The sequence below is a fragment of the Nonomuraea purpurea genome (genome assembly GCF_042650645.1).
Classification (GTDB): Bacteria; Actinomycetota; Actinomycetes; order Streptosporangiales; family Streptosporangiaceae; genus Nonomuraea; species Nonomuraea purpurea.
Genome location: NZ_JBHSBI010000037.1, coordinates 13119 through 34410, shown reverse-complemented (window position 1 = coordinate 34410; position 21292 = coordinate 13119). Strand labels below are relative to the sequence as shown.

Annotated in this window: 19 protein-coding genes; 8 read left to right on the top strand and 11 right to left on the bottom strand. The window is 69.9% G+C overall.

The features are described 5' to 3' along the window. Positions 1-30: 30 nt before the first annotated feature. Positions 31-438, bottom strand: coding sequence for a MarR family winged helix-turn-helix transcriptional regulator (locus ACFOY2_RS46470; RefSeq protein WP_379534569.1), 408 nt, complete (start codon positions 436-438; stop codon positions 31-33). A gap of 142 nt (positions 439-580) precedes the next feature. Between ACFOY2_RS46470 and ACFOY2_RS46465 the strand changes: the two genes are divergently transcribed. Further along, positions 581-1753 (top strand): hypothetical protein, encoded by a 1173-nt coding sequence (locus ACFOY2_RS46465; RefSeq protein ID WP_379534568.1) that lies wholly within the window; start codon positions 581-583, stop codon positions 1751-1753. On the opposite strand, the gene ACFOY2_RS46460 is transcribed toward ACFOY2_RS46465, so the two are convergent. Further along, positions 1750-2187, bottom strand: a complete 438-nt coding sequence (locus ACFOY2_RS46460; protein ID WP_379534567.1) for a sterol carrier family protein — start codon at positions 2185-2187, stop codon at positions 1750-1752. The genes ACFOY2_RS46465 and ACFOY2_RS46460 overlap by 4 nt on opposite strands. A 113-nt stretch (positions 2188-2300) precedes the next feature. Here ACFOY2_RS46460 and ACFOY2_RS46455 point away from each other — a divergent pair, with 113 nt between their 5' ends. Together ACFOY2_RS46455 and ACFOY2_RS46450 are read left to right on the top strand one after the other, a co-directional pair. Further along, positions 2301-4361, top strand: coding sequence for a PhoX family protein (locus ACFOY2_RS46455; protein ID WP_379534566.1), 2061 nt, complete (start codon positions 2301-2303; stop codon positions 4359-4361). Between the two features lie 35 nt (positions 4362-4396). Further along, positions 4397-6280 (top strand): ABC transporter ATP-binding protein, encoded by a 1884-nt coding sequence (locus tag ACFOY2_RS46450; protein ID WP_379534565.1) that lies wholly within the window; start codon positions 4397-4399, stop codon positions 6278-6280. On the opposite strand, the gene ACFOY2_RS46445 is transcribed toward ACFOY2_RS46450, so the two are convergent. After that, on the bottom strand, positions 6238-7650 hold the full coding sequence (locus ACFOY2_RS46445) for an MFS transporter (protein ID WP_379534564.1): 1413 nt from the start codon (positions 7648-7650) through the stop codon (positions 6238-6240). The genes ACFOY2_RS46450 and ACFOY2_RS46445 overlap by 43 nt on opposite strands. A 73-nt stretch (positions 7651-7723) precedes the next feature. Between ACFOY2_RS46445 and ACFOY2_RS46440 the strand changes: the two genes are divergently transcribed. Next, positions 7724-8365 carry a TetR/AcrR family transcriptional regulator gene (locus ACFOY2_RS46440; RefSeq protein WP_379534646.1) on the top strand — a complete coding sequence of 214 codons (642 nt, stop codon included), beginning with the start codon at positions 7724-7726 and terminating at the stop codon, positions 8363-8365. Positions 8366-8375: 10 nt separating this feature from the next. Further along, a complete protein-coding gene (locus ACFOY2_RS46435; protein ID WP_379534563.1) occupies positions 8376-9122 on the top strand; it encodes a methylenetetrahydrofolate reductase in 747 nt (248 codons plus the stop codon). On the opposite strand, the gene ACFOY2_RS46430 is transcribed toward ACFOY2_RS46435, so the two are convergent. The 8 genes from ACFOY2_RS46430 to purS form a co-directional block, all read right to left on the bottom strand. Further along, entirely contained in the window at positions 9119-9439 is a 321-nt protein-coding gene (locus ACFOY2_RS46430; protein WP_379534562.1) for a type II toxin-antitoxin system PemK/MazF family toxin, read from the bottom strand. The genes ACFOY2_RS46435 and ACFOY2_RS46430 overlap by 4 nt on opposite strands. 4 nt (positions 9440-9443) lie before the next feature. Further along, positions 9444-10130: a hypothetical protein gene (locus tag ACFOY2_RS46425; protein WP_379534561.1), complete on the bottom strand. Its 687-nt coding sequence runs from the start codon at positions 10128-10130 to the stop codon at positions 9444-9446. 475 nt (positions 10131-10605) lie between these two features. After that, the gene (locus tag ACFOY2_RS46420) at positions 10606-11268 is read right to left on the bottom strand and encodes a Crp/Fnr family transcriptional regulator (RefSeq protein WP_379534560.1); all 663 of its coding nucleotides are present in this window, start codon (positions 11266-11268) and stop codon (positions 10606-10608) included. Between the two features lie 34 nt (positions 11269-11302). Then, positions 11303-13327, bottom strand: a complete 2025-nt coding sequence (locus tag ACFOY2_RS46415) for an adenylate/guanylate cyclase domain-containing protein (protein WP_379534559.1) — start codon at positions 13325-13327, stop codon at positions 11303-11305. 219 nt (positions 13328-13546) lie between these two features. Further along, entirely contained in the window at positions 13547-15796 is a 2250-nt protein-coding gene (gene purL, locus ACFOY2_RS46410) for a phosphoribosylformylglycinamidine synthase subunit PurL (protein ID WP_379534558.1), read from the bottom strand. Continuing rightward, a complete protein-coding gene (purQ, locus tag ACFOY2_RS46405; protein ID WP_379534557.1) occupies positions 15793-16476 on the bottom strand; it encodes a phosphoribosylformylglycinamidine synthase subunit PurQ in 684 nt (227 codons plus the stop codon). Before purQ ends, purL begins: the two co-directional genes overlap by 4 nt. 128 nt (positions 16477-16604) lie before the next feature. Continuing rightward, on the bottom strand, positions 16605-16991 hold the full coding sequence (locus ACFOY2_RS46400) for an ATP-binding protein (RefSeq protein ID WP_379534645.1): 387 nt from the start codon (positions 16989-16991) through the stop codon (positions 16605-16607). Positions 16992-17213: 222 nt separating this feature from the next. Further along, complete coding sequence (gene purS / locus ACFOY2_RS46395; protein WP_357832678.1) at positions 17214-17459, bottom strand: phosphoribosylformylglycinamidine synthase subunit PurS; 246 nt, start codon at positions 17457-17459, stop codon at positions 17214-17216. Between the two features lie 229 nt (positions 17460-17688). Between purS and pdhA the strand changes: the two genes are divergently transcribed. The 3 genes from pdhA to ACFOY2_RS46380 are packed head-to-tail and all read left to right on the top strand — an operon-like array spanning position 17689 to position 21200. Further along, positions 17689-18783: a pyruvate dehydrogenase (acetyl-transferring) E1 component subunit alpha gene (gene pdhA, locus ACFOY2_RS46390; protein WP_357832681.1), complete on the top strand. Its 1095-nt coding sequence runs from the start codon at positions 17689-17691 to the stop codon at positions 18781-18783. A gap of 27 nt (positions 18784-18810) precedes the next feature. Next, entirely contained in the window at positions 18811-19791 is a 981-nt protein-coding gene (locus ACFOY2_RS46385) for an alpha-ketoacid dehydrogenase subunit beta (protein ID WP_379534556.1), read from the top strand. An 11-nt stretch (positions 19792-19802) separates the two neighbouring features. Continuing rightward, positions 19803-21200 (top strand): dihydrolipoamide acetyltransferase family protein, encoded by a 1398-nt coding sequence (locus ACFOY2_RS46380; protein WP_379534555.1) that lies wholly within the window; start codon positions 19803-19805, stop codon positions 21198-21200. Positions 21201-21292: the final 92 nt, after the last annotated feature.

The following is a 21292-nucleotide window of genomic DNA, read 5'->3' as shown; positions in this document are numbered from 1 at the left end:
GACTAATTAGCCAGCTAACTATAACCTGGGTCAAAGCGGGATGGTACGGACGAGCCGGGCGAGCAGCGCACGCTCCTGGTCGTCGAAGTCCCGCAGCAGCTCCTCCTCCGTACGGTTCCAGATCGCCTCCACCGGCTCGCGCAGCGCCTTGCCCGCCTCGGTGAGGTACACGCGGCCCACCCGAGGCCGTTCGGGATCGCGCGCCCGGTAGACCAGCCCGGCGCGCTCCAGCCGCTGGAGGGTCTTGGTGACAGTCGGCGGCTCGACGCCGAGCCTGGTGATCAGCTCGCCCTGGCACAGGCCGTCCTCCCGCCACAACTGGTTGAGCAGGAGTTCCTGTCCGCTGTGGAGGCCGAGAGGGACCAGCGCCGCGGCCATCTGGTTGCGGTGCGCCTTCATGACCTTGATCAGCGCGTACGTCAGGGTCTCGTCCAACATGCACCCATCTTGCCCGCGGCCTGCCGCTTTGGCGCATGGTGACCCAAGGATGAGCGGCCTTTTACCGTGTCGGGCCGTTTGGCCGCCGCTCTCCGCGAAAGGGTGAAGTATCCGGCATGCAGACCCGTCGGGAGACGCAGACGTGAGCACACCTGGGGACCCCAACGAGCCCCGCCCGGGGAAGGACCCGCGCGAAGGCCGTCAGGAAGAGGAAGAGCCCGGCCAGGGGCCGCGCAAGCCCGACTGGTGGAGCGAGGGCACGCTGGAGGACGACGATCGGGAGCGCCCCGAGCAGCAGCCCGAGAAGCGCCCGGAAGAGCACCCTGAGAAGCGCCCCGAGGAGCCGATCACGCCGGTGCCGCCCGTGGTGCCGCCGCCCGACGTGCCGCCGACCCACGAACCCAGGCCCACCGGCGAGCCCCGCCACCCCGACCTGCCCACCGCGCCCGAGACCCCGGAGCCCGCGGAGGGCGGCGACGCCGAGGAGACGCGGGCCTTCCGGATTCCCGGTGGCACGCCGACGTACCCGGGCTGGGAGGGCGCGCCCCCGGAGGGTGGGGGCCGACCGGCCCCGTCCCGCTACGAAGAGGGCGACCAGCCGAGCTTCCAACCGCCCGCCGCCCAACCCGAACAACCACCGAGCCCACCGAGCACCCCCGGCGCCCAACCCGAACAAGAGCCCGGCAGAGGCCCCGAGCAAGTACCCGGCGGCGGCCCTGGGCAGGAGCCTGGCGGCCGTCCCGAGCAAGAGCCTGGCGGTCGTCCTGGGCAGGAGCTCGGCATGCCGAGCGGTCCGGTTGCGGCGGGTGGCCCGCCCGAACCGCCCGAGCCGCCCGCGCCCGGCCCGTACGGCGGCCCGCCCGAGCACGAGGCGGCCACGCCGCCCCCGGGCGATCAGGAGCCGACCATCCCGGGCACCACGCCTTCCAGCCCGTACGGTGGCCCGCCCGGCTACGGCCCGCCACCGCCCATGGGCGCCCCCTACGGCCAGCCCTACCAGGCGCCACCGGGCAGCGGCCTGGCCACGGCCTCGCTCGTGCTGGGCGTGGCCAGCCCCTTCCTGGTGTTCGTCTGCTTCACGGGCGTGATCACGGCGATCCTGTCGATCGTCTTCGGCTGTGTGGCGCTGGCCAAGCACGTCGGCAAGGGCCGGGCCATAGCCGGCATCGTGATCAGCGTCCTGGCGCTGATCCTGTTCACGATCGTGGCCATCTGGTTCTGGAACGTGGTGCAGGAGTGCGCCCACCTGCCGGGCCAGCTCGCCGACCGTTGCTTCGAGGACAGGTTCCCCTGGATGAACAGCAGGAGAGGTTAGAGCGGCAGGTGGTCTGACAGGTCGGCGCGGGCTCCGCTGGCGGAGACGGCGCCGCCCGCGACGGCCTCGGCCCAGGTGAGGCGGCCGAGCGCGAGTTCGATCCAGGTGCGCCCGTCGGTTTCGACCACGTTCGGCGGGGTGCCGCGGGTGTGGCGCGGCCCGGCGATGGCCTGCACGGCCGCGTACGGCGGCACGCGCACCTCGACGGTCCTGCCCGGCGCGGCGTTCGCGAGCTTGTCGAGCAGGTAGCGCACGGCCTGCCGGGCCGCGTCGCGTTCGGGTTGCAGCCCCCGCTCGTAGGCGGCCAGCACGGCGGCCACGAGGGCGTCGGGCAGGGCGGAGGCGGGCCCGTCGTAGGCGGGCTCGTCGAGGGCGACGAGCTGGCCGTCCAGGGCTGATCTAAGCTTTTCCGGGTCCAGCTTGCGGGGTGGCACCTCACCATTGTCTCGCGGGAAGCGTTCACCAAGACGGAGGTCTTCGTTCACCTTCGGTTTCGTTGACGAACGTAGCGTCCCGGCGTACAACCGCGCACATTTATGGAGGACCTGTGGCGAACCCCAACGGGGGCGTACGGCTCTTGCCGCTCCTTTCAACCCCCCACAAAGGTGGCCGATCCGCGCTGACCTGTCAGTTCCGCTGCGGCAACGCGTGCGCGCATGACGTGGCCAACACCACCGACAACGTCTACTTCGGCGATGTGGTGAAGCAGGCGCTGTCCCGGCGTGGTGTGCTGCGCGCCGGCGCTCTCGGCGCGATCGTGGCCGGTGTGGGCGTGGCGGGTGCCGCTCCTGCCCTGGCCGACCAGCCCGAGGCCGCCGCGGCGAAGGGCGGGCAGGGCGGTGGCGACCTGCGCTTCACCCCCGTGCCGCCGAACAAGAAGGACGCGCTGAGTATCCCTGACGGCTACAGCTCCTCCGTGGTCGTGCGCTGGGGCGACCCCGTGCTGCCCGACGCGCCCGATTTCGACTTCGCCAACCAGACTGCCGACGCGCAGAACAAGCAGTTCGGCTACAACTGCGACTACGTGACGCTCCTGCCGATGGGACGCGACCGCGCGCTGCTCTGGGTGAACCACGAGTACACCGACGAGAACCTGATGTTCAGCGGGTACACCGGCGGCGCCGCAGCGACCGAGGAGCAGATCAAGATCGGGCTGGCCGCGCACGGCGGCTCGGTCGTGGAGATCGAGCGGGCGAACGGCTCCGGCGAGTGGAAGCTGGTCACCAAGGGACGCCGCCGCTACAACCGGCGCATCACCGCTCAGACCCCCATGAAGTTCAGCGGCCCCGCCGCCGGCGCCGACCTGCTCAAGACGGCCGAGGACAAGGGCGGGCTCAAGCCGGTCGGCATGCTGAACAACTGCTCGGGCGGCACCACCCCGTGGGGCACCGTGCTGACCGCTGAGGAGAACTTCGACCAGTACTTCGTCAACGGCGACAAGGTGCCCGAGGCGCAGAAGCCGTACATCTCCCGCTACACGATCACGACCGGCACCCCGTCGAGCAACCGCAGGTTCGACCGCATCGAGGAGCGGTTCGACCTGGCCAAGCACCCGAACGAGGCCAACCGCTTCGGCTGGATCGTGGAGATCGACCCGTTCGACCCCGACTCCACCCCGGTCAAGCGCACCGCGCTCGGCCGCTTCAAGCACGAGGCCGCGACCACGACGCTGTCCCGCGACCGCCGCCTGGTCGTGTACATGGGTGACGACTCGCGTTTCGAGTACATCTACAAGTTCGTCTCCAAGGACCGCTACGTCCCCGGATTCGACCGGCACAACCGGACGCTGCTGGACGAGGGCACCCTGTACGTGGCCAAGTTCACCGGCGACAGCCCGGCCAGTGAGATCGACGGCTCCGGCAAGCTGCCCTCCGACGGCCTGTTCGACGGCTCCGGCGAGTGGATCCCGCTGGTCTCCGGCGACAAGTCGTTCGTGGACGGCATGACCGCCACCGAGGTCCTCGTCTACACCCGCGTGGCCGCCGACAAGGTGGGCGCGACCAAGATGGACCGTCCGGAGGACATGGAGCGCAACCCGGTCACCGGCGGCGTCTACGTGGCGCTGACCAACAACACCAACCGCACCGCCGCCCAGGCGGACGAGGCCAACCCGCGCGCCTCGAACAAGCACGGCCACATCGTGGAGATCGTGGAGCATCGCGACGACGCGGCCGAGAAGAAGTTCGCCTGGTCGATCCCGCTGGTCTGCGGCGACCCGAAGGACCCGAACACCTACTTCGCCGGCTTCGACAAGACCAAGGTCTCGCCGATCTCCTGCCCGGACAACGTCGCCTTCGACAAGGACGGCAACCTGTGGATCGCCACGGACGGCAACCAGCTCGGCAGCAACGACGGCATGTTCGTGATGCCCGTACGCGGTAAGGACCGCGGCCACCTGCGCCAGTTCCTCACCGTCCCGGTGGGCGCCGAGACCTGCGGCCCCCTGGTGACCGAGGACCAGCGCAGCGTCTTCGTCGCGGTGCAGCACCCGGGCGAGACCGATGGCGCCACCCCGGAGAACCCCTCCAGCCGCTGGCCCGACGGCGAGCAGCCGCGCCCGTCCGTGGCCGTGGTCTGGCACGGCAAGGGTAAGAAGATCGGCGCTTGACCTCAAGTTAACTTGAGGAACTAGCCTTCCATGCCATGAGCATGGAAGTGACCGCCTGGCACCAGCTGTATTCGATGAACAACCGGCCGGAGCGTCGCCCGCTGTCGAGGGCGACGCTCCGGCGTATCGGCGGCTTCGCCCGCCCGCATCGCCGCAGGCTGCTGCTGTATCTGCTGCTCAGCGTGGTGCTGGCGGGCCTGGCCGTGGGGGCGCCCCTGCTGGCGGGCCGGGTGGTCGATGCGATCTTCAACGCCGAGCCGCTCGACGTGGTCGTGGTGGTGTCGCTGCTGATCGCGGCCCTGGCCATCGCCGAGGCCGGGCTGGGCCTGCTGACCCGGTGGTTGTCGGCGGGGCTGGGCGAGAGCCTGATCCTCGATCTGCGCACGGCCGTCTTCGACCACGTGCAGAAGATGCCGATCGCGTTCTTCACCAGGACCCGCACGGGCGCGCTGGTCAGCCGGCTGAACAACGACGTGATCGGCGCCCAGCGGGCCTTCACCGACACCCTGTCCGGCGTGGCGGGCAACGTCGTGACGCTCGTGCTCACGCTCATCGCCATGATCGGCATCTCCTGGCAGATCACGCTGCTGGCGCTGCTGCTGTTGCCGGTGTTCGTGCTCCCCGCCCGGCGGATGGGCACCAGGATCGCCCGGCTGCGCCGCGAGGCGGCCGACCACAACGCGGCCATGGGCACCCAGATGACCGAACGTTTCTCCGCGCCCGGCGCGACGCTGGTCAAGCTCTTCGGCCGGCCCGCGCACGAGTCGGCGGAGTTCGCCGTCAGGGCCAGGCGCGTGCGCGACATCGGCGTGCGCTCGGCCATGACCCAGTCGGCGTTCGTCACCGCGCTCACCCTGGTCTCGGCGCTGGCCCTGGCCCTGGTGTACGGCCTGGGCGGCTTCTACGCCCTGCGCGACCAGCTCGCCCCCGGAGCGCTGGTCGCGATGGCCATGCTGCTGACCCGCCTGTACGCGCCGCTGACCGCCCTGGCCAGCGCCCGCATGGACGTGATGAGCGCCATCGTCAGCTTCGAGCGCGTCTTCGAGGTGCTCGACCTCAAGCCACTCATCCTGGACAAGCCGGACGCCCGGCAGGTCCCGGACGGACCAATCGCGGTCGAGTTCGACGACGTGCGCTTCGCCTACCCCGCCGCCGACAAGGTCTCGCTGGCCTCGCTGGAGGAGGTGGCCGCGCTCGACTCCCGAGGCGGCGTCGAGGTGCTGCACGGCGTCTCCTTCCGTGCCGAACCCGGCCAGATGGTGGCGCTGGTGGGCTCGTCGGGCGCGGGCAAGTCCACGATCGCCCAGCTCCTGCCCCGCCTGTACGACGTCGACTCCGGCGCCGTCCGGCTCGGCGGCGTCGACGTACGCGACCTGAGCGCCGACTCCATCCGCGAGACGCTCGGCATGGTCACCCAGGACGGCCACCTCTTCCACGAGACGATCAGGGCCAACCTGCTGCTGGCCAGGCCGGAGGCGAGCGAGGAGGAGCTGTGGGACGCCCTCACCAGGGCCAGACTGGCCGACCTGATCGAGTCGTTGCCCGAGGGCCTCGACACGGTGGTGGGCGAGCGCGGCTACCGCCTGTCGGGCGGGGAGCGGCAGCGGCTGACGATCGCCAGGCTGCTGCTGGCCAGGCCCAGGGTGGTGATCCTGGACGAGGCCACGGCGGCGCTCGACTCCACCTCCGAGGCGGCCGTGCAGGCGGCGCTCGGCGAGGCGCTCGAAGGCAGGACCGCCGTGGTGATCGCCCACCGGCTCTCCACGATCAGGGCGGCCGACCTCATCCTGGTGATCGAGGACGGGCGGGTGGTCGAGCGTGGCACGCACGCCGACCTGCTCGCCGCCGCAGGCCGCTACGAGGAGTTGTACCGCACTCAGTTCGAGGACCCCACGGTCTCGGGCGTGGCCGTCGCCTGAGGCCGCGCGGGACGGTTCGTCCGCAGGGCGTAGAGCGCGACGGGGATGCCCGCGAGCACCACGACCGCGGCGATGACCAGCGTGAACTGGTAGGCGTCCAGGAAGGCGAGCAGCGGCGGCCTGTCGCTGCCGCTCTGCCTGGAGCTCAGGATCGCGCCCAGGATGGTGATGCCGAGCAACCCGAACACCTCGCGTGACACGTTCAGCATGCCCGAGGCCACGCCGGACCTGTCCTTGGGCATGCCGTCGAGGATCGCGGCCGTCAGGGGCACCAGCATGCCGCCGCCCAGGCCGTACAGCACGAACCAGGGCGCCACGTCGGCGTAGTCGGCGTCGGCGCTGACACCGGAGAGCAGGTAGATCGCCACGCCCATGAGCGCCATCCCGAGTGCCACCGTGCGGGCGATGCCGATCTGGGCGCTGATCCGCTGTGACAGGATCGCCACGACGCCCATGACCAGCGCCATCGGCACGAACGAGGCGCCCGCCTGGGTGGGGGTGAAGCCGAGCACGTTCTGCAGCCACAGGGCGCTGAAGAAGTAGATCCCGAACACGCCGAACGTCCAGACACCGCTGGTGAGCAGCCCGCCGGTGAACACCCTCGACCTGAACAGCGACATCACGATCATCGGCTCGGCGGCCCGCGACTCGGCCAGCACGAACGCCACGGCCGCCGCCGCGAAGACGCCGAACGCGGCCAGGATCTCCGGCGAGGTCCATCCGGCGCTTTCGCCCTCGATGAGCGCGAAGGTCAGGGCGAACAGGGCCAGCGCCGAGGTGGCCAGGCCAGGCAGGTCGAGGCTGTGGCGTACCCGGGTGAAGGCCGGCCTGATCGCCCTGAGCGCCAGCCCGAACGTCACCGCCCCGATCGGGACGTTGACCAGGTAGATCCAGCCCCAGTGCAGGTTCTCGCTGATGAACCCGCCCGCGAACGGGCCGAGCGCCATCGACAGGGCCCCCGAGGCGCTCCAGATGCCCACGGCCCTGCCGCGCTCGGCGGGGTCGGGGAAGATCTGGCTGATCAGCGCCAGCGCCGTGGGCGTCAGCAGCGCGGCGCCCACTCCCTGCACGGCCCGTGCGGCGATCAGCATCGTGCCGCTGGTGGCCAGCCCGGCGGCCAGCGAGGAGAGCGTGAAGACGGCCAGGCCGCCGAGGAAGACCCTGCGGGCGCCGAAGACGTCCGCGAGCCTGCCGCCGACCAGCATGAGGCCGGCGAAGACGAGGATGTACGAGCTCACGATCCACTCCAGCCCGGAGATCGTCAGCCCGAGGTCCCGCTGGATCGTAGGCAATGCGACATTGCCCACGTTGTTATCCAAATAAGTCATGAAGGTGCCCAAAGTCACCGCGGTCAGTGCCCACCATCGCATGGCCCGTTCCCCCTATACAGCGTACTTGTACGGCGTATAGTTGAACTTGTACGACGTATAGTTGTCAACCGTGATGGGAAAACTGACCGCGCAGGCGATCGCGGAGCGGGCACTGGAGGTCGGCGACACCGAGGGGATCGACGCCGTGACGATCCGGCGCCTGGCCACGGACCTGGGCGTGACGCCGATGGCCCTCTACTGGCACTACAAGAACAAGGAGCAACTGCTCATCGGCATGGCCGACCACCTGATCGGCGGCTTCGCGCCCAAGCCGGCCGACGAGCGCCCCTGGCAGGAGCAGCTCCGCGACCTGGTCGAGGGCCTGATCAGGACGCTGCGCACACACCCGTGCGCCAAGAACGTGATCGAGCAGATCGACCCGGTCACCGTGCCGAACTTCCTGGCCGTCTGGGAGCAGGCCCTCCGCCTGGCCAGCAGCGCGGGGTTCGGCGTCGAGGAGAGCTGCCTGATCACCAAGTACATCCTGCAGAGCTCTATCGCCATCGCCGACGCCCCCGTCCACATGGAGGCGGGCGATCGCGACGAGATGGTCAGGGTCAAGCGGCTCGGCCTGCAGTCACTGCCCGTCGAGAAGTACCCGTACCTGGTGGAGATGGCCTGTCCGATGGTCGGAGGGCTGGACCCTGGGCTGTACGACACCTTCGGGGTCGATCTGGTGTTGAGCGGCATAGAGGCGCTGGCGGCCAGACGTTAAAGTCACGATCATGACCTTTGAGCTGATCTGCGAGATCGAACCGCCCACGAAGCCCGATCTGAAGCACGTCAGGCACCAGATCGGCACGCTCGGCAAGGTCGCCCACTCGTTCCTCATCCCCGACAACCACATCGGCCGGGCCACCGTGTCGAGCGTGGCCGTCGCGCACGAGGTCGAGGCGATGGGCGGACGCGGCATCGCCTGCCTCAACTCCCGCGACCGCAACCTGCTCGGCTTCCGCCGCGACCTGCTGACCGCGGGGGCGTACGGCGTGGACCAGTTCCTGTTCGTCTACGGCGACAAGCCCACCAGCGGCAACCGGACCAGCGACCTGACGGTGCGCTCGATGATCGAGGAGGCCAGGGAGTTCGCGCCCGGGTTCCGCCTCGGGGCCGCGGCTGGGATGCGTACGCTGCCTGCCTGGAAACGCGCCGCCGACTTCCTCTTCCTCCAGGTCGGCTTCTCGCTGGAAGCCCAGCTCCGCTGGCGCGAGACCCACCCGGTCGACGTGCCCGTCTACGCCGGCGTCATGGTCCTGGCCAGCGAGCGCCACGCCCGCACCCTGGCCGCCGCGATCCCCGACATCGAGATCCCGGAGGAACTGATCGAGCGGGTGGCCGCGGACCGGATGGCGGGGGTGGAGGCGGCCTGCGAGCAGGTGCTCGCCCTGCGCGACTCGGGCGCCTTCGACGGCGTCCACCTCATCCCGGTCTCCCGCTACCGCGACGTCGAATCCCGCCTCGCCACCACCCTTTAGATGAGCCCGAGCTTGAGCATCAGGGCGCGATCGAGGTCCGCGGCCTCGCGGGCTTCGAGCGCCCCCTTGAAGTCCCCAAGCCGCGATGGGGACACGGAGTAAATCTGATCCGTCAGGATGCGTGACTTCGTGCCCTCGAACTCTACTTCCGGGCGATAGATCGCGGGTCCGGCGCTCGCTGACGTCATGGCCACCGTGATGGTGCTGGTGGTGAAGCGATTCGACTGAATGATGACGGCATAACGCTGGCCTTGCTGTTCGTGGCCGCGAGTTCCTGGAAGCGCTTTGATCTCGTAGATCGCGCCTCGGAAGATCACTCGGTTACGCCCATGAAGCGCTGAATCGCCAACATCTCGGCTTGATCGTCTGGGTCGATTCGCAGTCGATCCGCATCCGCTGCGGCCTGTTCAAGCAGCATCTCTTTGTAGGTACGCAGTATGGCGTAGCGAACTGCCTCGGTGCGGCTTCTCGTCTCTCCAGCAAGCGCACGGAGGGCTGTTTCCATCGCATCATCGGTGCGTACGTTGAGAGTTCCCATGAAGGAAAGTGTAACACATTTTGTAATACGCTAGCGGGTGCGCCTGCGGGCGAGGGTGGACAGGAAGGCGCCGACGAGGCCAGGTTCGCGTACGCCAGCAGCCGCCCCCCGAACAGCCGCAGATCCAGCACCGGGTTCGACGAGCGCCGCTCGGCCAGCACGATCAGCGGCAGCAGCAGCACGAACAGCCCCACCCCTGCGAGCACGACCGGGCTCGACAGCCCGCCCGAACCCGCCTCCGACAGGGCCAGCAGCAGCGCCGACAGCGCCGCGAACACCAGCACGTTGCCCAGCGCGTCCACCGGCTCCTTCGGCCGCCTGGGCATCTTGCGTAAGATCATCAGGCCCCACGCGAACGCGATCAGCCCGGCGGGCACGTTCACCCAGAAGATCCACTGCCAGCCCGCGGCCTTGGCGATCAGCCCGCCCAGCGTGGGCCCCGCGAGCTGCGCGACCGACAGCGTGCCCATTTGACGTGCTCCTCGCCCTGAAGAGGCGAGGACTCCCGTGCTGCTTACGCAGCAGTTCATGCCGCGAAGCAGCACGAGCTGTGGAACAGGATGCTTGACGCTTCACCGACCCGCCCACCGGCAAGTCTCCACGTCCTGTCACCGCCCGTCCGGCGGCCTCGTTGTACCGATGAATCCAGGAAGTGATCTCACGGCCAGCTTGGTTGTCGCTTGCCAGTTCGATCACGGAAACCTTCCGTACGTGGTTGAGACGTCGCAAGCAGTTCTGGTCGCTGCACGTTCGCCCCCTTGAGGGCACTCACGCGCGGGCCTACACCATCCCGCCAGCAGGATCCAGCCGGACTGGAGCGGGGTGGCGTGGAAGTGCCGCACCACGGTCGGAAGCGCCACGTTGAGCGTGCTGCCGGCGATGCCGATGAGGACGAGCCCCAGGCTGGTGACCGAGCACACGCGCCAGGCGTAGCGCAGGCGGCCGTCAGCGGGCACGTTTGCGTAATCCGTCGAGGTCGTGGATGACGACCCGCCGCCGTCCCGTCTCGATCAGCCCGCGGTCGCGCAGCGTGCGCAGCGCCTTGCTGACGGCCTCACGCGAGGAGCCTGTCCACCCGGCCAGCTCGTCCTGCGACAGCGGCAGCGCCACGCGGACCCCGCTGTTGGTCTTCTCCCCGTAACGCTCGGCCAGCTCCAGCAGCCGTGTGGCCACCCGGCCCGTGGTGTCGAAGGCGCCGTACTCGATCCGCTTCCTGTCGGAGTCGCGCAGCCGCGCGCTGACGAGCTTCATGAGCAGCACGGCGATGCGCCCATGGGACTCCAGGAACGCGGGGAAGTCGCGCACCACGATGCCCGAGATCGGCTCAAGGGCGGTCACCGTGGCCGAGCGCGGCGACCCGTCGATGGCCGACAGCTCGCCGAGCAGCCCGCCCGGCCCGCGTACGGCCAGCACCACCTCGGTGCCGCCGCTCGTGTGCGAGGAGACCTTGACCCGGCCCTCCAGCAGTACGAGCACCCAATCGGAGGTGTCGCCCTCGCTGATCACCGTCGTGCCGCGATCCCACCGTCGCGGCCGCCCGGCTGCGCGCAGGGCCTCGACGTCCTCGGCCGTGAGCATGGACATGAACTCGCCGGGCTCTGGAACCATGCCGATGATTATGTCGGTACGGGCATCTCCCCTTCTATGACAATTCCGTCAGAACGTAGGCCGGCACGAGCTCCTCCTTGCCCTTGAGGTTGAGCCGTCCCAGAGGGGTCACCGACACGCCGCGGCCGAGCTGCTTGAGCGTCGTATCGCCGATGACGACCGTGCCCGGCTCGGCGATGCCCTGCAGCCTGGCGGCCACGTTGACGCAGTCGCCCATCGCGTTGAACCCGCGTAACTCGGGGCTGCCGATGTTGCCGACCAGCGCAGGACCGGTGTTGACCCCCACACGGAACGTGGGCCACTGGACGTCGTCGACCCGCTTCCAGGCCATCTCCTCTGCCACCTCGGCCGCGGCCCGCTGCATGTCGAGCGCGGCCCTGCAGGCCGCCCGCGCGTGCCCCGCCTGCGTGGCCGGGGCGTTGAACAGCGCCAGCAGCGCGTCGCCGACGAACTGCACGATCGTGCCGCCGTTGTCGAGGATGCACGGGACGGCGGCCGTGTGGTAGCGGTTGAGCATCTCGACGATCTCGCCGGGCGTCACCTGCTCAGAGAAGGTGGTGAAGCCCTTGAGGTCGGCGAAGAGGGCGGTCAGCTCCTTCAGCTCGCCGCCCAGCGCCGCCTGCCCGGGGTCGGCCAGCAGCGCGTGGGCCACGTCGGGCGACATGTACTGGTGGAACAGGGTGTGCAGCTCCTGGTAGAGGCGGGCGTTCTCCAGGGAGATCGACAGCTGGCCCGCCAGGGTCGCGGCCAGCGCCTCGTCCTGGCGCGTGCGGCCGACCGGCACCTCCAGCACGCCGGCGAGCCTGCCCTTGACGGTCAGCGGGAAGGCGAGCAGGTGGTCGCGCCTGACCGGGGTGTTGTCGCCGAACTCGTAACTGCGCGAGCCGATCTCCGCCCTGCCGTCGGCCACCAGGCCGATCTTGACGTCGCCGTACGCCTGCCGCACCCGCTCCAGCGAGGTCGCCAGCAGCTCCTGCTCCGGCAGGCCGACCCTGGTCTGGGCGCTGACGGCCACGAGGGCGCTCAGCCGCTCGGACAGCTCCCGCTCGTTGGCCAGCGCCTCACCCGCCCGGTCGAGCACCGCGGCCTGGCCCTCGTTGAGCCGGAACTTGCCCGACAGCCGGGTCGCGGCCAGCGGCTCGCCCCTGCGTACGTGCTCGACCAGCTCCTCAAGCGCCTGGTCGTAGTCCTGCTGGATGCGCCGCACGGTCGCCGACAGCGTCACCGAGTCGAACAGGCCCGCGCTCGACCCCTCGCGCCTGAACTGCAGGTAGGCGCTGTAGGCCACGAACACGAAGGCCAGCGTGAGCAGCAGGTGCCACTCCCACCAGGACAGGTGCCAGTTGAGCTGCCACATCCCGGCGATCATGGCCTCGGCAAGCAGCGCGTAGGCCGTGATCAGGCTGATCAGCATGGCCGACGGCCGCCGCCGGTGCAGCAGGAACATCATCACGCTGGCGGCGGCGTAGAGGATGACGCCGGGGATCGAGGCCCACACCAGCCAGCCGACCCGCTGGTCCAGCGGAGGCTCGCTGAGCGGCGTCAGCCCCGGGATCAGCGACGCCAGCCCCCAAAGGACCATGAACCCGACGAGCGCCCCGCGGACGACGTGCTGCGCGCGCAGCACGGCCTTGGCGGCCTCGTCGCCCAGCGGCAGCGCCGAGGCGAACGCGAACGCGGCCGCGATCGTGAGCCCCGCCTGCTGGCCCAGGTCGAAGCCCAGCGAGCCGGTCGGCAGGATGATCTGCGGGGTGGCCAGCCCGTGCAGGAAGAAGAACCCGGCGCTGCTCAGGAAGACCAGGGAGACCAGGAACAGCCGGGCGTCCTGCCGCCGCCGCGAGGCCTCGCTGACGAGCATGCCCAGCACGACGTTGATCCCGGCCACCGTGATGATCATCCAGAAGTGGCTGGGGAGGTGCTCCCATCTGAGGTTGGCCTCGGGTTCGGCGAGCAGGAGCCAGAGGCCGAGCAGGGGCAGCAGCAGGTGGATGCCCCAGACCACACCGCGCACCGGCTGGGTCGCCGGTGGCAGGTAGGGGGCGGGGTTGGGCGTCGGCACAGCACCGATTATCCACGCGAGATCGCCATCGCCAATGCGTCGTTTTACGCACACAACAGGGCCGATACGGACAGCCGTACCGGCCCTATCGTCAAGCTCTCAGCGGAACGCCACCGCCCGTCCCCACGAGGATGGGGAAGGGAGGTGGGCACCTGGGATCGAGGGCGCCCGTTCCCGAGAGGTCAGCCCCTGGGATCGAGGGCGCCCGTTCCCGTGAGGTCAGCCGAACAGCGCGGGCAGCGTCGCCGTGTGCGTCGTCCGCAGTTCCTCCACGGAGACCTCGAACTCGCCCTCGACGACCAGCGACGCGCCCCCGGTCGTCCCGAGCCGGTAGCAGGGCACGTCGTGCCGCCCGCACAGCGAGGCGAGCTCCGCGTACGCCTCGGGCCGCACCACGACCAGCGCCCGCGAGGCCGACTCGCTGAACAGGTCGGTGAAGGCGTCGCCGCTGAGCGCCACCGACGCGCCGACGCCGCGCGCCAGGCACGATTCGGCCAGCGCGACGGCCAGGCCGCCGTCGGACAGGTCGTGCGAGCCTGCGAGCAGCTCCCTGCCGGCCGCCTCGACCAGCACGGTCGCCAGCGCCCGCTCCGCCTCCAGGACGGCCCGCGGCGGCAGCCCGCCCAGGTGGCGGTGTTCGACGTGGGCCCACTCCGAGCCGCCGAACTCCTCGTGGGTGTCGCCGAGCAGCACGACTTCCAGGCCCTCGGCGACGAACCCGGTCGGCACCCGCTTGGCCACGTCGTCGATCACGCCCAGCACACCGACCACCGGGGTCGGGTGGATGGCCGTGGCGCCGGTCTGGTTGTAGAAGGAGACGTTGCCGCCGGTCACCGGCACGCCCAGCGCCCGGCAGGCGTCGGCCAGCCCGCGCACGGCCTCGGCGAACTGCCACATGACCTCGGGGTCCTCGGGGGAACCGAAGTTGAGGCAGTTGGTGACGGCGAGCGGCCTGGCGCCGGTGACGGCCACGTTGCGGTACGCCTCGGCCAGCGCGAGCTGCGCCCCCGCGTAGGGGTCGAGCTTGGCGTAGCGGCCGTTGCCGTCGGTGGCCAGGGCGACGCCCCGCGTCGTCGGCTGGGAGCCCTCCATGACCTCGGAAATGCGCAACATACCCGCGTCGGCCGGTTGGGCCAGCACGGTGTTGGCCCGGACGTAGCGGTCGTACTGGGAGGTCACCCACTCCTTGGAGGCCAGGTTGGGCGAGCCGAGCAGCTTGAGCAGGCTCTGGCGCAGGTCGGCGGGGCGCTCCAGCCGGTCGGGGGTGTCGGCGTTGAGCGTGGCCTGGCCGGCGGGCTCGTGGAAGGGGCGCTCGTAGACGGGGCCCTCGTCGGCCGCGGTGCCCGGCGGGATGTCCACGATGACCTCGCCGTCCCAGGTCATGACCAGGCGGCCGGTGTCGGTGACCTCGCCGATCACGGTGGCGGGGACGTCCCACTTCTCGCAGATCGCCAGGAACGCCGGGATGTCGGCGGGCCTGACCACGGCCATCATCCGCTCCTGCGACTCGCTCATGAGGATTTCCTCGGGCCTGAGCGAGGGGTCGCGGAGCGGGACCAGGTTGAGGTCGACGCTCATGCCGCCGGTGCCCTTGGCGGCCAGCTCGGTCGTGGCGCACGAGACGCCGGCCGCGCCGAGGTCCTGGATGCCGACGACCACGTCGGCCGCGTACAGCTCCAGGCAGCACTCGATGAGCAGCTTCTCCATGAACGGGTCGCCCACCTGCACGGCCGGCCGCTTGGCCTGCGACTCGTCCTCGAAGGTCGCCGAGGCCAGCACGCTGGCCCCGCCGATGCCGTCGGGGCCCGTGGATGCGCCGAACAGCACGACCTTGTTGCCCGGCCCCGGCGCGGTGGCCAGCTTGATCTGGTCTTTGCGGAGCAGGCCGACGCAGAGGGCGTTGACCAGCGGGTTGCCGATGTAGCAGGGGTCGAAGACGACCTCGCCGCCGATGTTGGGCAGGCCCAGGCAGTTGCCGTAGTGGCTGATGCCCTCGACCACGCCGGGCAGCACCCGGCGGGTGTCGACGGCGTCGGCGCCGCCGAAGCGCAGGGAGTCCATGACGGCGATCGGGCGCGCGCCCATCGACATGATGTCGCGGACGATCCCGCCGACGCCGGTGGCCGCGCCCTGGTGCGGCTCGACGTAGGACGGGTGGTTGTGCGACTCGATCTTGAACGTGGCCGCCCAGCCGTCGCCGATGTCGACCACGCCGGCGTTCTCGCCCATGCCCACGAGCAGCGCCTCGGACTTGGGCGCCTTGGTGGCGAACTGCCGCAGGTGGACCTTGGAGGACTTGTACGAGCAGTGCTCGGACCACATCACGCTGTAGATGGCCAGCTCGGAGCCGGTCGGGCGACGGCCGAGGATCTCTTGGACCCGGTCGTACTCCTCCCGCTTCATCCCCAGCTCGGCGAACGGCATCGACTCGTCGGGCGTCTCAGCGGCCCGCTTGACATTATCCGTCATGCGTTCACCAGGTTCTTGAGGATGGAGGTGAAGAAGCCCAGGCCGTCGGTGCTGGGGGCGCCGACCAGTTCTTCGACCGCGTGCTCGGGGTGTGGCATGAGGCCGACGACGTTGCCCGCCTCGTTGCGGATGCCCGCGATGTCGTTGAGCGAGCCGTTGGGGTTGCCGCCGAGGTAGCGCACGACCACGTGGCCGCCCGCTTCGAGCGCGGCCAGCGTCTCGTCGGAGGCCACGTAGCGGCCCTCGCCGTGCTTGACCGGCAGGACGATCTCCTGGTCGGGATCGAAGGTGTTGGTCCAGGGGGTGGCGGTCTGCTCGATCCGCAACCTCTGGTCACGGCAGACGTAGTGGAGCGAGGCGTTGCGCGTCAGCGCGCCCGGCAGCAGGTGCGCCTCGCACAGGATCTGGAAGCCGTTGCACGTGCCGATCACCGGCAGGCCCGCTCTGGCGGCCGGGATGAGCTCGTCCATGAGCGGCGCGAACCGCGAGATGGCGCCGCAGCGCAGGTAGTCGCCGTAGGAGAAGCCGCCGGGCAGGAAAACGGCGTCCACTCCCTTCAGGTCGTGGTCGGCGTGCCACAGCGGGACCGGTTCCGCGCCCACGAGGCGCACGGCTCTGGCGGCGTCCTGGTCGTCGAGAGTTCCCGGAAACGTGACAACGCCCACACGGGCAGCGCTCATGACAGTTGTCCCCTTCGAGGATGCGCGCACGCGCCACCGTCTCTTCGGGCGGACGGCGGCGGTCCCTTCAGGTTATCGGGTGCTGTCCGGTGTTCGACAACGGGCGAGGTGAGGCGGGAAGGACCAGGTCAGACGGCTGCGAGCTCGCGGGGACGGGCGTCGGCCGCGTCATCCCAGGCGAGCAGCTTGCGCAGGTGGACCGTGGTGCCGCGCCCTGGCGTGATGCCGAAGGAGATCTCGTCGACCACGGAGCGCATGATCAGCAGGCCACGGCCGTTCTCGGTGTCAGGAGGGGGGAAATGCGGCGGCATCGTTGGCAGGCCCTCGCCGTTGTCCGCGACGCGTACGTCGCAGCGGCCGTAGCCGATCGCGGCGGTCACCTCGTAGCGGTTGGCAGGCCCCCCGTGCCGCACCGCATTGGAGCACGCCTCGGACACGGCGAGGAGCATGTCGGCGATGCACGTCTCACTCACGTTGAGTGAGCGCATGGCATCGCCAAGCACTCGCCTGACCATCGGTATGCCGATCGCATCCCGAGGCAGTGCCAACGAGAACTCAATATCCACCGGACTCCTCCGGGCGCCAGAATGTCACCTGGAGTAGGTTTCCCTGTGAAAACGGGGCTAACCGCAAAATCACGTTGTTGTTATTTACTGTTGGCATGCTCGTGGGATTGTGGCACGCCCGAACCCCTCTTTAACCGGCCAGGGGGAAATCGGGGGCACAAATGTGCCGATCTAGCCCTCAACCCGGACGCTGTAGTCCTCGATCACCGTGTTGGCCAGCAGGGTCTCGGCCATCTTACGGACCTCGTCCAGCGCCGCGTCGTCGGCCGGGCCGTCGAGCTCCACCTCGAAACGCTTGCCCTGACGCACGGCCGAGACGCCGGAGAAGCCGAGCCTGGGCAGCGCCCTGGCGATCGCCTGGCCCTGCGGGTCGAGGATCTCGGGCTTCAGCATGACGTCCACGATGACGCGGGCCACTGCGTTCCTCCTGGTTGGAGTGGGGTCGGGAAAGTAAGCCTACCGGCGCGTGTGGCTGTCGGCACAACGGGAACGGGGAAGAAATGGGGCTTGCGCGCAGGGCTGTGACGTCTGCCACCATGTCCCCAAAAGCGTACGAACCACCACCTCTATGGTTCGTCGCCAAGGAGGCTGGCCTAAGGTGGCAAACCCACCGGCAGACCGGCCCTGACCAGCACAGGAGTGGCACGTGAACGAAGACGACGCCTCTCGTGGTGCCGACGCACCCCCGGAACTCGTCCAGTTGCTCACCCCAGAGGGCGAGAGGGTCGAGCATCCCGACTACGACATCGAGCTCACCCCGGAGGAGGTCCGGTCGCTCTACCGCGACCTGGTGCTCGTCCGGCGCATCGATCTGGAGGCCGTGGCGCTGCAGCGCCAGGGCGAGCTGGGCATCTGGGCCTCGCTGCTGGGCCAGGAGGCGGCCCAGATCGGCTCGGGACGCGCGCTCACCGACGCCGACATGGCCTTCCCCACCTACCGCGAGCACGGGGTCGCCTGGTGCCGCGACGTCGACCCGGTCAAGCTGCTCGGCCTGTTCAGAGGGGTCAACCACGGCGGGTGGGACCCCAAGGAGCACAACTTCCACCTCTACACGATCGTGATCGGCAGCCAGACGCTCCACGCGGTCGGCTACGCCATGGGCATCCAGCGCGACGACGCCAGCGCCGCCACGATCGTCTACTTCGGCGACGGCGCCACCTCGCAGGGCGACGTGAATGAGTCGTTCATCTGGGCGAGCGTCTTCAACGCGCCGATCGTGTTCTTCTGCCAGAACAACCAGTGGGCCATCTCCGAGCCGCTGGAGAAGCAGAGCCGCATCCCCCTCTACCGGCGGGCCTCCGGCTTCGGCTTCCCCGGCATCCGAGTGGACGGCAACGACGTGTTCGCCTGCCTGGCGGTGACCAAGAAGGCGCTCGAAGCAGCCCGTACCGGTCAGGGGCCGACGCTCATCGAGGCGTTCACGTACCGGATGGGCGCCCACACCACCACCGACGACCCCACGCGCTACCGCGTGGCGAGCGAGCTTGAGGCGTGGAAGCTCAAGGACCCGATCGAGCGGGTCAAGGCGTACCTGTTCAAGAACGAACTGGCCGACCAGGAGTTCTTCGACTCCGTGGACGCCGAGGCCGACCGGCTCGGCGCCGACCTGCGCAGGCGCTGCCTGGCCATGCCCGACCCCGAACCGCTCGACATCTTCGACCACGTCTACCGCGAGCCCCACGCGCTGATCGACCAGGAGCGCGCCCAGTTCGCCGCCTATCTGGAGGGGTTCCGTGACTGAGCCGAGCGCGCGGGCGAAGGAGACGTCATGACGGTCCTGAGCCTGTCCAAGGCGCTGAACGAGGGCATGCGCAAGGCCATGGAGGACGACTCCAAGGTCCTCATCATGGGCGAGGACGTGGGCAAGCTGGGCGGCGTCTTCCGGGTCACCGACGGCCTGCAGAAGGACTTCGGCGAGGACCGCGTGATCGACACGCCGCTGGCCGAGTCGGGCATCATCGGCACCGCGATCGGTCTGGCGCTGCGCGGTTACCGGCCGGTGTGCGAGATCCAGTTCGACGGGTTCGTCTTCCCCGCGGCCGACCAGATCATCACCCAGCTCGCCAAGATGCCGATGCGCTCGCTGGGCGCGATCAAGCTGCCCGTCGTCGTCCGCATCCCCTGCGGCGGCGGCATCGGCGCGGTGGAGCACCACAGCGAGTCGCCCGAGGCGTACTTCACGCACACGGCCGGGCTGCGCGTGGTCGCCTGCTCCAACCCGGCCGACGCCTACGCCATGATCCAGCAGGCCATCCGCAGCGACGACCCGGTGCTGTTCTTCGAGCCCAAGCGCCGCTACTGGGAGAAGGCCGACGTCGACACCGCCTCCACCGACTGGTGGACGCCGCTGCACGCGGCCAAGGTGGTGCGCCAGGGGAGCGACGTCACGCTGCTGGCCTACGGCCCCATGGTCAAGACCTGCCTGGAGGCCGCAACGGCGGCCGAGGAGGACGGGCGCTCGCTGGAGGTGATCGACCTGCGCTCGCTCAACCCCCTGGACGAGCCGGTGATCATGGAGTCGGCACGCAGGACGGGCCGGGTCGTGGTCGTCCACGAGGCCCCCGTCAACAGCGGTCTGGGGGCCGAGCTCGCGGCCCGCATCACCGAGCGCTGCTTCTACCACCTGGAGTCGCCCGTCCTGCGGGCCGGCGGCTTCTCCACCCCTTACCCCCCGTCGAAGCTGGAGGAGCACTACCTGCCCGACCTCGACAGAGTGCTCGACGCCGTCGACCGGACGTTCGGCTACTGAGGGGGCCAGGAATGCGACGAGAGTTCAAGCTGCCGGACGTCGGTGAGGGGCTGACGGAGGCGGAGATCGTCCGCTGGCACGTCAAGGCGGGCGACGAGGTCAAGGTCAACCAGATCGTGGTGGAGATCGAGACCGCCAAGTCCATCGTCGAGCTGCCGATCCCCTGGGACGGCGTGGTGGCGGGCCTGATGGCCGACGAGGGTCAGACGGTCGAGGTGGGCGTCGCGATCATCGCGGTCGACACGGCGGAGGAGACCACGGTGGCGGCGGCCGCCGCGGAGGACATGGTCCCCAACCCGCCGGCGGAGGGCGCCGTGGAACCGGGCGCTCACGGCAGCCCGGCCCCCAAGGAGGAGCGCCAGGCGGTCCTGGTCGGCTACGGCGTCAAGACCGGCGCCTCCAAACGCCGCCCGCGCAAGCAGCCGCCGACCGGCATCCCCTCCGGCCCGGTGGCCAACCCCGACCGCGTCGAGGTGGCCGCCCCACCGGCCCCTGAGAGCGCCCCTGAGACCCTCTCAGCGCCCCCAGAGGTGCCTGCCGCAGCCCCTGAGACCGCCCGTCGGGCCGCGCTGGCCAAGCCCCCGGTACGCAAGCTGGCCAAGGACCTGGGCGTGGACCTGACGTCCATCAGGGGCACGGGCCCGCAGGGCTCGATCACCCGGGAGGACGTCCACGCCGCCGCCGAGCCGGTCCGGGCGGCGCCCCGCGGGGACGAGGAGCGCATCCCGATCAAGGGCGTGCGCAAGATGACCGCCCAGGCCATGGTCTCCAGCGCCTTCACCGCGCCGCACGTCACCGAGTTCCTCCAGGTGGACGTGACGGCGACCATGGAGGCCGTGCGGCGCCTGCGCACCCTGCAGGACTTCGCGGAGGTCAAGGTCTCCCCGCTGCTCCTGGTGGCCAAGGCGGTGCTCACCGCCGTCAGACGCCACCCGATGATCAACTCTGCGTGGGACGAGGCCGCCCAGGAGATCGTGGTCAAGCACTACGTGAACCTCGGCATCGCCGCCGCCACCCCGCGCGGGCTGGTCGTGCCCAACGTCAAGGGGGCGCACGCCCTGTCCCTGCCCGCGCTGGCCACGGAGCTGGCCCAGCTCACCGAGACGGCCAGGGCGGGCCGCACCCAGCCGGCGGAGATGTCCGGCGGCACCTTCACGATCACCAACGTCGGAGTGTTCGGCGTGGACACCGGCACCCCGATACTCAACCCGGGCGAGGCGGCGATCCTGGCCTTCGGCCAGGTCAGGGACATGCCGTGGGTGGTGGACGGCGAGCTGGCGGTTCGCGCGGTGACGACCCTGGCGCTCTCCTTCGACCACCGGATCATCGACGGCGAGCTGGGCTCGCTGTTCCTGCGCGACATCGGCGCCATGCTCGAAGACCCGCTGCGTATGCTGGCCTGGAGCTGACTTCGCCGCGACTACGGTGACCGCCGGGAGGACCCCTCTCCCGGCGATCACCGTAGGCACGGGCACCCGCACCCACCCCGTACAGAGCATCC